Source organism: Pseudomonas sp. IPO3778, from assembly GCF_013386825.1.
Lineage (GTDB): Bacteria > Pseudomonadota > Gammaproteobacteria > Pseudomonadales > Pseudomonadaceae > Aquipseudomonas.
Window position 1 is genome coordinate 36,081 of record NZ_JACARC010000089.1, and the last position, 10,123, is coordinate 46,203.

Here is a 10,123-nt window from a genome sequence, read left to right on the forward strand (position 1 = left end):
CTTGCCCGCGATGCAGGCGGCGCGGTCTGCCAGGGGAACCGCGCTGATCCCATCGCAGCCTCGCTGAAGCTCGACAGCTCCCACATTAGAGCTGTGTCGCGCCCAAATCTTGGATGCACGCCCTGTGGGAGCCGGGCTTGCCCGCGATGCAGGCGGCGCGGTCTGCCAAGGGAACCGCGCCGATCCCATCGCAGCCTCGCTGAAGCTCGACAGCTCCCACATTAAAGCTGTGTCGCGCCCAAATCTTGGATGCACGCCCTGTGGGAGCCGGGCTTGCCCGCGATGCAGGCGGCGCGGTCTGCCAGGGGAACCGCGCTGATCCCATCGCAGCCTCGCTGAAGCTCGACAGCTCCCACAGGCGTTGGATACGCCGTCAGAGCGCACTCTCCATCGCCTTCATCAACACCGGATCCCGCCCGTAAATATCCGGCGCGTACAGCAACCCTCCCTGGCCGTCGACCTGCACGGTCCAGTAGCCCAGCAACACCGGCACGGGCGTGGCGAGCCGGAACTCGTGGGTCGTGTCCGTCGCCAACAGCTCTTCGGTGCGGATCTTCTCCGCCGGGCTCACCAGCAAGTCCCGCAGTTGCAGCGGTTGCTCAACCCGCACGCACCCCGAACTGAAGGCCCGCGGGCCCTTGGAGAACAGCGGCTGGCTCGGGGTGTCGTGCAGGTACACCGAATACGGGTTGGGAAAGCGCAGCACGATCCGACCCAGCGGGTTGCGCGGGCCGGCGCCCTGGCGCAGCAGGATGTTGCCGGGGTGCGACCAGTCGACCTGCTCCGGCGCCAGCGGGTTGCCCTGGCTGTCGAGCACTTGCAGGTTCTGTTGGCGCAGGTAGTCGGGGTTCAGGCGGATCGCCGGCAGTTTGTCCTCGCGCATGATGGTGGGCGGGATGGTCCAGGTGGGGTTGAGGGTCAGCCGGGTGATGTGCGACTTCAGCAGCGGTGTCTGGCGGTCGGCGCGACCGACTTGCAGGCGGGTTTGCCACACGGGCACGCCGCCCTGGTAGAAGCTCAACTGCGCCGCGGCCACGTTCACCAGCACGCCTTCGGGCTCCAGGTCCCGGGACAGCCAGCGAAACCGCTCAAGGTTGATGCGCAGTTGCTCGCGACGAATCACCGGGCTGATGTTCAGTTCCGTGACGGTGCCGGGCCCGATCACGCCGTCGGCTTGCAGTGAATGGCTGAGCTGGAAGGTCTTGACCGCGTTCACCAGCTCACCACGGTACTGCGTGCCGGAAGAAGTGCCGGACAGGTAGCCGCCATTGACCATGCGCCGCGCCAGTTGCGGCACCCGCGAATCATCCATGCCGGGGCGCAACAACGGGCCGCTGGCCACGGCGTCCCAATGGGGCAGCGGTTGCTGGCGCAAGGCGGCGTAGGCGCTGCGCAGGCTGCGGTAGAGCGGCGCGTTCGGGCGGGCCTGGTCGAAGGCCTGGGGGATGTTCTGCATACCGGCCTCGGCCAGCGCCAGCACTTGGGTGTCGGGGTCCAGGGCCGGTGGCTGGGAGTGCCAGAGGGGTTCGAAGCGCGACTGCTGCAAGCGACCGAAGTGCAGGTCCTGCAGGGCTTGCAGGTAGTGCTGGCTGGTGCCGATGTCGCTGCACAGCACGTTACCCGTGGCATCTGCGGGCGGCAGGCTATAGTGACTCGGGTCCAGGCCGTCATCGGCCAGCATCAGCAACTGGGCTTGCAAGGCGGCGCGACGATCGCCCTCAAGCCACAGTGCCACATCGCCCTGCTGCTGGTAGAACGCCTGCAATCGCGCCTGGGCGGCAGCGTCGATCTGCCCGGCCAGGCCAGGGCACACCGTGGGCAATTGCGAGAGTGCCAGCTGCACCGGGGCCGGCGACACCACCAACAGGTCTTCGGCCGTCGCGACCAGCGGTGCAACGAGCAGGCAAAGGCTCAAGTAACATGCGTGTTTTTTGAACAATCGCTTAGCTCCCATCCACGGCGGAGATGCTCTATACATGCTGACCTTTTGCTGCCGACTCGGCCTGATCATCTCGACCTTTGCCTCGCTGAGCACCGTTGCGCTCGCAGACACCGGTAAACCTCATACTCTGTATAGCAGCCTCGCCCACGCCGCTCCAGAACTCAACCCCGATGTATTGAAAAGAGCCTTGAGCGCCATGCAGTGCGCGGTGGGCAATGGCATCGAACAGTCCGACCGGCTGGCCGTGATCGACTATTCCCAACCGTCGACCGCCCGTCGCCTGTGGATCTTTGACCTGCGCAAGAAGACGTTAGTGCTGCGGGACCTGGTGGCCCATGGGCAAAAGTCCGGGGAAAACTTCGCCACGCAGTTCTCCAACCGTGAAGGCAGCTATCAGTCCAGCATTGGCTTGTTCCGCACCCAGGAGAGCTACGAAGGCGCCCATGGCTACTCATTGCGCATGGACGGCCTGGAGCCGGGCTTCAATGACCGTGCACGGGACCGCGCCATCGTGATTCATGCCGCCGACTACGTCAGCCCCTTGTGGAGCAAGCGCGAAGGCCGTATCGGCCGCAGCCAGGGGTGCCCGGCGGTGCGCCCGCAAGTGGCGCGCCAGGTGGTGGATAAGCTCAAGGACGGCCAGTTCATGTTTTCCTGGTACCCCGACCAGCGCTGGCTGAAGTCCTCGGCGTACCTCAACTGCAAGCCGCGCCAGATGGCGAGTGCCGGTACCGTCAAAGGCGGTTGATGGGGCAGGCGTTGCCGTGCACCATGGGGCACACGCCACCAGGAACTTCACCGTGTTCCTGGGCTTGATGAGAGAGAGACCCCTAGATGCTTTTACATCAATCCACCTGGATCGAGATTGGCCAGTTTCTGGAACGCAGCCGCAGCATCGTGATTCCCATCGGCTCCAACGAGCAACACGGCCCCACCGGCCTGCTGGGCACCGACTGGATGTGCCCGGAAATCATCGCCCATGAAGCGCAAAAAAACGCCGACATCCTGATTGGCCCGACCTTCAATATCGGCATGGCCCAGCACCACCTGGGCTTCCCCGGCACCATTTCGCTGCGCCCTTCGACGTTTATCGCCGCGATCGGTGACTGGGTGCGCTCCCTGGCGGGCCATGGTTTCGAAAAAATCCTGTTCCTCAATGGCCACGGCGGCAATATCGCTTCGATCGAAGCGGCATTCTCCGAGCTGTACGCTGAAGCGAGCTTCACCGGGCGCCCGGCGGGTTATGCCCTGAAGCTGTGCAACTGGTGGGACCTGGAAGGCGTCACCGACCTGGCGCACCAGCAATTCCCGGTCGGCCACGGCAGCCATGCCACGCCGTCGGAGATCGCGGTGACCCAATGGGCCTACCCGCACGCGATCAAGTCGGCTGATTACTCGCCGAAAATCGCCAACACCGGCCCGATCCGCGAAGCCCGCGACTTCCGCGCACGCTTCCCGGACGGCCGCATGGGGTCAGACCCTGCGTTGGCTACCCCGCAAAAAGGCGGCGAGTTGGTGGCATTGGCGGCCAAAGGCCTGGTGAAGGCGGTGGATGCGTTCGGCAGTGAGCCAAAGCCGAGCTGATTCATTGGCTCAAGGCAATGAAGATCAAATGTGGGAGCTGTCGAGCCTGCGATGATCGTTCCCACGCTCTGCGTGGGAATGCATCCCGTGACGCTCCGCGTCACCACCGCGAAAGACTCGAACCTTGCATCGCCCGCTGGACGCTGAGCGTCCGAGGCGGCATTCCCACGCAGAGCGTGGGAACGATCAGCGCCGTGCGCCAGTTGATTACAGGCAATCCTGCGCGGCATGTTCGAAACGCGACGGTTTGAACGTCGATGCCAAGGGCTTGCGCTCGTACAGGAATACCTTGCCGCCGTCCTGAGCCTTGTAGACCTCCAGGATATTGTCCGCGGCAATCTTGCTGCTCACCACGATCCGCGCGTGCCGCGAGTTCTGCGTCACCGTGGAGGTCATGCCGTTTTTCTCGAATTTGGGTACCACGCACTGCACGTAGGCTTCGGGGTCCTTGCCGGTTTGCAGGGTGAGGGTTGGAGCATTGGGCGCGGATGCGCAGCCCGTCATCAATAAAGCAGCAGACGCCATCGCAGGCACTAACAACACGCGCATAAAAATTCCTGAAAAATAGAAGAAGTGGGCTAACCGGCGGCGACCAACGCCTTGAGCGAGGCATCGAACTGTTTCAAGGCATTCAACTGAACGTCGCGCTGCTGCCCAATCTGTGCAGCGATCTGGGGCGCCGTTTTGTCATGTACCCATACAGAAGGCAAGTGCATTTGCATCGAGCCTTCGGCTTTGGCGATGTATTGCAGGTCAATGTCATAGAACTTGGCGACAAACCGAGCCTCCACCAGGTCATTACGCTGGGTCAGCAACTGGTTGTAAGTATCGAGCATCACCACCACGTCCGGGTGTGCCTGCAACAGTGCATCGAGGTTGTCGTAACGGGTGACCGAGGCGAAGGTGTGGCGCAAAGAAGTCATCAGCCAGTCAATCGCCAGGTCCGGATCCGAGCTGTCGACAAATGCCCGGCGAATCTGCTCGTCCAACTGGTCTTTGGCACCATTGACCGCCATGGCGTGGTAGCGCGTCAGGTACTGCAGGTTGTCGAGGGTGTTGTCGCTGTAGAGCACGCCGACCGATTGGGAGTGCTGCAAGCCCACCGAGCTGGCGGCGATGGGCGGCAGATGGCTGGCTTGAAGTCCCCCGGCCACAGCGGGTGCGGCGGTAACCCAGGTGCTCATCAACAGCGCCACCAGCGCCAATCCGGTAAAAGTCCTCATCGCAGGGTCCTTGCACATCCTATTCAATGATGGCAATTGTCCTCCTTTTCCAGAAAAACAGAACTCTCAATACTTGATGGTGACTATTATCTGAAGCAATAGTGTCGTGCAGGTCGCCCCACACAAAATGATAAGGAACGCCCCATGAAACCCCATCAGAAAACCTTCGACCGCATCCGTGACGCCGTGCTGCCGGAGTTTCGCGACCGGGTGGCCGATTACCTGGTCGACTATGAGGACGTACTGCTGGATAACGCCGCCGAACCGGAAGTGGTCTACGCCAGCGCCCAGCAACTGCGAGGCTATTTGCGCGGGTTGAACACCACCCGGGTGCTGGGCATGGCCGACTGGGAAGACCTTGACCGCCGGGTGGTACACGCGTGGCTCGAGTTGCTGGGAGCCGAATAGCCGCGCGCGACAGCCTCAGCGAATGTCCACGCGGTAGCGGAAATGTTCGGCATGGCCGCGGCCCCGCCGCAGCTCCAACGGTTGACCGGCGTAATCCCGGGCCAGCCGTTCGATCACCATCACCGGGCTGCCCACCGGCACTTGCAGCCAACGAGCCCACACGTCATTGATGGACTCGGCCGTGAGGGCTTCCTCGGCAGATGCCACGACTTGCCCGCAGACCTCTTCGTAGGTCGGGTACAGCAGCAACCCCTGCCGCGTCAGGTCCACCTCCAACAGCGCGTGGAATCGACTGCGCGGCAGCCAGATTTCCTCGGCCAGCACCGGCCCCGTGTCCAGCGTGTGCACCCGCACGATGCAAATCACCGGCGTATCCGGCGCCAGCCCCAATGCCTCGCTCACCGACAACGGCGCGTCCACCGGCTTGACCGACAAGATCCGGCTCTGTGGCAACTGGCATTCACCGCCCGGGCCCTGGAAACGAAAACACCGGAACAACGACGATTGAAACTTCGGGCGACGCACAAACGTCCCCCGGCCTTGTTGACGCTCCAGGATGCCCTCGCCCACCAGCGCCTCGATCGCCTTGCGCACGGTGCCGGTGGACAGCTGGTACTGGGTGGACAACACCGCTTCAGGGGGGATCGCCGCACCGGCGCGCCAGTGATTACTGGCAATCTGTTCAATCAGATGATCACGCAGGCGTTGATACAGCGGCAGACGGGCGTCACTCGACAACATATTCATGGATCAGGATTCACTGTGTAATGGAGGAGATGACTACAACGCCGGACGTTGCTGATTGACCCATTCCTGCACCGAAGGCCGTTGCCATTGGTGCTGCGCGTACGCCACCAGGTTGGCGGGCACGCTGTCACCGTTGAGGATCAGCCGGTTGAGCATCACCGCCAGGTCCACGTCGACAATCGACCACTCGCCGAACAGGTAGTCGCGGCCGTCCGCCAACAGCGCCTGCGCCGCGCTGATCAGCTTGTGCGCTGCCGCTTCAGCGGCCGGCGACAGTGGCTCGCCCTTGAGCCCGTAAAACACCACCAGGGTCGAACGCTCCTGCCGGATCGGCATCAAGTCACTGCGCAGCCACGCCTGCACCTGCCGCGCCCTCGCCCGCTGGCGGGGTTCTGCCGGGTACACCGGCACCTGCGGGAACACCTCCTCCAGGTACTCGGTAATCGCCGAAGACTCGGACAAGGCGAAGTCGCCCTGCACCAGCGTCGGCACGCGCCCGGTCAGCGAAACGTGGGCGAACGCTTCGGTCTGGTTCTCGGCCGTGTCGAGGTTCAGGGTGAGCCGTTCAAAATCGAGGCCTTTTTCCCGCAGGGTCACGAATACCGACATCGCGTAGGGACTGGTGAAGTGGGCGTCAACGTAAAGGCTCAGCGGGCGGTGGTTCACGGCGGCATCTCCTGGGTGGAGCACCACACTACGAGATCCCGCGGCGCAAATGAAATGCGCGGTTTTTATGGGGGCATTCCTGTGTGGAATACCATCGATAATGGCAATACTATGGCGTCTAGCCACTCCCCCCGTAACGTCCCGAAAACAGATCAAGGAACGATCAAACGATGAAACAAGCGGTAGTCGTCATCCACGGCATCGGCGAACAGCGCCCGATGGACACCCTGCGCAGTTTCGTGGAGGCGATGATCCCGGCGGATACGCCCGAGGCAACGCCTTTCTACTGGAGCAAGCCCGACCGGTTCTCACGCAATTTTGACCTGCGCGTATTGAAGTCGGCGGGCCGCAACACCACCGACTTCTACGAGTACTACTGGGCCCACAAGATGCAGGGCACCAAGGTCGGCCATCTGCTGAGCTGGCTCTGGGATATTTTCAAACGCCCGCGCCGGGATATTCCCACCGCCATCGTGCCAATCTGGCGCGCCACACGCTGGGCCATGCTGGCCATGCTGGTGCTGCTGGTCAGCGGCACCCTGGCCACGCTATACGGCCGATTCCCCCACAGCGACAACCCCTTTGCCCTGATCCCGGTGCTGCTGGCGGTGATCGGCCTGGGCCTGAAGTACTCGGCCCTGTCGTACCTCGGCGACGCCGCCCGCTACCTGAGCCCCAACCCGCAGAACGTGGTGGTGCGCGAACAGATCCGCGCCGATGGCGTCGACCTGCTGCGGGCCCTGCACGACAAGGGCGACTACGACCGCATCATCGTCGTCGGCCACAGTTTGGGCAGCGTGATTGCCTACGATATCGTCGGCTACCTGTGGCACGAGCATCACGACCAACTGCACCCCAACAGCCCGGCGCTCATCGCCCGCTACGCCAACCATGAGCGCCTGCAACCGGTGGTGCAGGACACGTTGCCCAAGGCCGGAAGCGCCCTCGACGGCCGCCTGCAAAGCCTGCTCCGGTTCCGCGAGCAACAGGCCGAGGCCTTTATCGAACAACGCAACCTCGGCAACCCGTGGCGCATCACCGACCTCGTCACCGTCGGTAGCCCGATGGCCCATGCCAGCCTGTTGCTGGGGCGCAGCGTCAGTGACTTCCAGCGCCGCATCGAGCGCCGCGAAGCCCCCGCCTGCCCGCCCACGCTCGACGAAAAGGGCTACGGCTACAGCAGCCGGGTACCCATCACCCTGGGCCAGCGCCAATTCTCGCCGCTGTACCTGCACCATGCCGCCGCGTTCGCCGTGACCCGCTGGACCAACCTGTACTTCCCGGCCCCACTGGGCCTGTTTGGCGACATCGTCGGCGGCCCGGTCAGCCCGGTGATGGGCGCCGGCGTGCTGGACCTGCCGGTCACCGTGGGCAACTGGAAAGGCTGGCTCGCCAACTCCTGGCTCAGCCACACCCACTACTGGAGCGAACGCGGCGGCAAGCAGGGCTACCTTGGCAGACTGGCTATCGATGACGCGGCCATCACCCACGGCGAGCGCCCGTCGGCGACGCAAGCGCTGCGTTGGGCGATTGATCTCAAGGGCGGGCGACGGTTTCGTCAGGCGGGCATCAGGGATGTCGTGGCCGAATCAGAGGCCTAGCCCGAAAAGCCACCGCCCTCCAGAAACGCCCGCTCCTCTTCCGTCGTGACCCTGGCCAGCACCTCATTACGATGGGGAAAGCGCCCGAACCGCTCGATGATGCGGGCATGCTCTTTTGCCCAGTGATAGGTATTGGCATCGAGTCCCTTGTTCAGCGCCACCGACAATTGCTGATCCTCGGGGTCTTCAGAATGTTCGAACGGCAAATAACAAAACGCCCGCAACGGGGTTTCAATCAACGTGTCCATCCCCGCCTCGACCATTTGCCGCGCATACAGGCGCGCCAGCGGGTCGGTGGCGAACATGTGCGCGGTGCCACGAAAGGTGTTGCGCGGGAACTGGTCCAGCAGCAACAGCAACGCCAGCGCGCCTTCAGGTGATTGCATCCAGCCCTCCAGCTCACGCCGGGCCGCCTGTAAATGCAACGTGTAAAAAGCCTCCCGAAAGCGCTGGTCAAACGCCTCATCCTTGGCAAACCAACGCTTGGGCCCCGCTTGCTTCCAGAACTCAATCACCGCCCGCGATCCATTTTCCATCGTCGTCACAACCCTCTCCTCACTCACACCACAAATTTCATCATCACTTTAAACAAAACCTATAAAGTTCCGGAATATGTCTGAATGTTTCCACCGCACACAGGTAGTGTTGATGATCCTACGCCTTACCCAGATTTTCAGTGACTCCAACACCCAGGTTCGCGCCAAGTTGTTTGGCATCTACGGGGTGTTGATCGGCATTAACGTGGCCGCCTGGGTCTGGGCGCTGGTGGCGTTCCATGATCACCCGGTATTGCTCGGCACCGCGTTGCTGGCCTACGGCTTCGGGCTGCGGCACGCAGTGGACGCCGACCATATCGCCGCCATCGACAACGTAACCCGCAAGCTGATGCAGGAAAAGAAACGCCCGGTGGCGGTCGGCTTCTTTTTCTCCCTGGGGCATTCCTCGGTGGTGGTGCTGGCGTCCATTGGCGTGGCGTTTGCGGCTTCGCTGATGCAGGACCGGTTTGAAGGGTTCAAGGCGATTGGCGCAGTGATCGGCACGTCGGTCTCGGCCTCGTTCCTGTTGGTGATCGCCTTGATGAACCTGGTGATCCTGCACGCGATCTACAAGGCCTGGCGTCATGTGCGCCAAGGCGGCGCGTACGTGGAGGATGACTTCGACCTGTTGCTGGCAGACCGCGGCTTTATGGCGCGGATTTTCCGCCCGGTGTTTCGCCTGATCAGCCGCAGCTGGCACATGTACCCGCTGGGGTTTCTGTTCGGGCTGGGGTTTGATACGGCCACCGAGATCGGCCTGCTGGGCATTTCTGCCACACAGGCCTCTCAAGGGCTGTCGCCGTGGGCGATCATGGTGTTCCCGCTGCTGTTCAGCGCCGGCATGTCCCTGGTGGACACCCTCGACGGTCACCTGATGCTGGGGGCGTACGGCTGGGCGTACATGAAGCCGATCCGCAAGATCTACTACAACATGACCATCACCCTGGTGTCGGTGGTGGTCGCGGTGGTGATCGGCAGTATTGAAGCGTTGGGGCTGATCGGTGACCAACTGGATTTGAAGGGGGCGTTCTGGGGGGTTATCGGTGCTTTGAACGACAGCTTCGGGATGCTGGGCTACATGATCATCGGGATCTTTGTGGCCAGTTGGGCGATCTCGGTGATGCTGTATCGCCTCAAGGGGTTTGACCGGATTGACGTGAAGGCGGGTTGACCTTCTGGCTGTGCAGCCCGTTCCAGCTGGAGGTGTGGTGCGGGGGCTGTTGTGGCAAAGGGGGCTTGTCCCCCGTTGGGCTGTGCAGCGGGGGCATATCCGTTTTTTTGGTCGGGGCCGCTATTGGTTCCGCTCTTACAGCGGGTCACTTTTGAAAAGAGCCCAAAAGTAACCAAAAGGCTCTTGCCCCACCACTCGGCACCTCGCTTAGGCTCGGTGTGCCCTCACTCCGGCTTTGCTCCGCG

Annotated in this window: 11 protein-coding genes; 5 read left to right on the plus strand and 6 right to left on the minus strand. The window is 62.7% G+C overall.

Translation table 11 applies throughout. The features are described 5' to 3' along the window. Positions 1–373 precede the first annotated feature (373 nt). Positions 374–1,939: a murein L,D-transpeptidase gene (locus HX855_RS31520; protein ID WP_177085641.1), complete on the minus strand. Its 1,566-nt coding sequence runs from the start codon at positions 1,937–1,939 to the stop codon at positions 374–376. Between the two features lie 37 nt (positions 1,940–1,976). On the opposite strand from HX855_RS31520, the gene HX855_RS31525 reads away from it, so the two are divergent. Both HX855_RS31525 and HX855_RS31530 read left to right on the plus strand, forming a co-directional pair. Further along, positions 1,977–2,690 carry a murein L,D-transpeptidase catalytic domain family protein gene (locus tag HX855_RS31525; protein ID WP_177085643.1) on the plus strand — a complete coding sequence of 238 codons (714 nt, stop codon included), beginning with the start codon at positions 1,977–1,979 and terminating at the stop codon, positions 2,688–2,690. A gap of 86 nt (positions 2,691–2,776) precedes the next feature. After that, entirely contained in the window at positions 2,777–3,526 is a 750-nt protein-coding gene (locus tag HX855_RS31530) for a creatininase family protein (protein ID WP_177085645.1), read from the plus strand. A gap of 207 nt (positions 3,527–3,733) precedes the next feature. On the opposite strand, the gene HX855_RS31535 is transcribed toward HX855_RS31530, so the two are convergent. Further along, the gene (locus HX855_RS31535) at positions 3,734–4,075 is read right to left on the minus strand and encodes a hypothetical protein (protein WP_177085647.1); all 342 of its coding nucleotides are present in this window, start codon (positions 4,073–4,075) and stop codon (positions 3,734–3,736) included. A gap of 29 nt (positions 4,076–4,104) precedes the next feature. Continuing rightward, positions 4,105–4,749 carry an ATPase gene (locus HX855_RS31540; protein WP_177085649.1) on the minus strand — a complete coding sequence of 215 codons (645 nt, stop codon included), beginning with the start codon at positions 4,747–4,749 and terminating at the stop codon, positions 4,105–4,107. 144 nt (positions 4,750–4,893) lie between these two features. Between HX855_RS31540 and HX855_RS31545 the strand changes: the two genes are divergently transcribed. Beyond that, on the plus strand, positions 4,894–5,157 hold the full coding sequence (locus HX855_RS31545; RefSeq protein WP_177085651.1) for a hypothetical protein: 264 nt from the start codon (positions 4,894–4,896) through the stop codon (positions 5,155–5,157). A gap of 15 nt (positions 5,158–5,172) precedes the next feature. Here the strand turns inward: HX855_RS31545 and HX855_RS31550 are convergent, their stop codons facing one another. Next, on the minus strand, positions 5,173–5,904 hold the full coding sequence (locus HX855_RS31550; RefSeq protein WP_177085653.1) for a GntR family transcriptional regulator: 732 nt from the start codon (positions 5,902–5,904) through the stop codon (positions 5,173–5,175). Positions 5,905–5,937: 33 nt separating this feature from the next. Further along, on the minus strand, positions 5,938–6,570 hold the full coding sequence (yfcF, locus tag HX855_RS31555) for a glutathione transferase (protein ID WP_177085655.1): 633 nt from the start codon (positions 6,568–6,570) through the stop codon (positions 5,938–5,940). A 170-nt stretch (positions 6,571–6,740) separates the two neighbouring features. On the opposite strand from yfcF, the gene HX855_RS31560 reads away from it, so the two are divergent. Then, the gene (locus tag HX855_RS31560; protein ID WP_177085657.1) at positions 6,741–8,171 is read left to right on the plus strand and encodes a hypothetical protein; all 1,431 of its coding nucleotides are present in this window, start codon (positions 6,741–6,743) and stop codon (positions 8,169–8,171) included. Here HX855_RS31560 and HX855_RS31565 read toward each other — a convergent pair. Then, positions 8,168–8,707 carry a DUF924 family protein gene (locus HX855_RS31565; protein ID WP_177085705.1) on the minus strand — a complete coding sequence of 180 codons (540 nt, stop codon included), beginning with the start codon at positions 8,705–8,707 and terminating at the stop codon, positions 8,168–8,170. The two genes, HX855_RS31560 and HX855_RS31565, sit on opposite strands and share 4 nt — an antisense overlap. Positions 8,708–8,819: 112 nt before the next feature. On the opposite strand from HX855_RS31565, the gene HX855_RS31570 reads away from it, so the two are divergent. Continuing rightward, on the plus strand, positions 8,820–9,878 hold the full coding sequence (locus tag HX855_RS31570) for a HoxN/HupN/NixA family nickel/cobalt transporter (protein WP_177085659.1): 1,059 nt from the start codon (positions 8,820–8,822) through the stop codon (positions 9,876–9,878). Positions 9,879–10,123 lie beyond the last annotated feature (245 nt).

Bases quoted from the DNA above. Each gene is read 5' to 3' on its own strand.
- HX855_RS31565 (WP_177085705.1), bottom strand. From the start codon at position 8,707: ATGGAAAATGGATCGCGGGCGGTGATTGAGTTCTGGAAGCAAGCGGGG.
- HX855_RS31540 (WP_177085649.1), bottom strand. From the start codon at position 4,749: ATGAGGACTTTTACCGGATTGGCGCTGGTGGCGCTGTTGATGAGCACC.
- HX855_RS31525 (WP_177085643.1), top strand. From the start codon at position 1,977: ATGCTGACCTTTTGCTGCCGACTCGGCCTGATCATCTCGACCTTTGCC.
- HX855_RS31530 (WP_177085645.1), top strand. From the start codon at position 2,777: ATGCTTTTACATCAATCCACCTGGATCGAGATTGGCCAGTTTCTGGAA.
- HX855_RS31545 (WP_177085651.1), top strand. From the start codon at position 4,894: ATGAAACCCCATCAGAAAACCTTCGACCGCATCCGTGACGCCGTGCTG.
- HX855_RS31535 (WP_177085647.1), bottom strand. From the start codon at position 4,075: ATGCGCGTGTTGTTAGTGCCTGCGATGGCGTCTGCTGCTTTATTGATG.
- HX855_RS31560 (WP_177085657.1), top strand. From the start codon at position 6,741: ATGAAACAAGCGGTAGTCGTCATCCACGGCATCGGCGAACAGCGCCCG.
- HX855_RS31550 (WP_177085653.1), bottom strand. From the start codon at position 5,904: ATGAATATGTTGTCGAGTGACGCCCGTCTGCCGCTGTATCAACGCCTG.
- HX855_RS31570 (WP_177085659.1), top strand. From the start codon at position 8,820: ATGATCCTACGCCTTACCCAGATTTTCAGTGACTCCAACACCCAGGTT.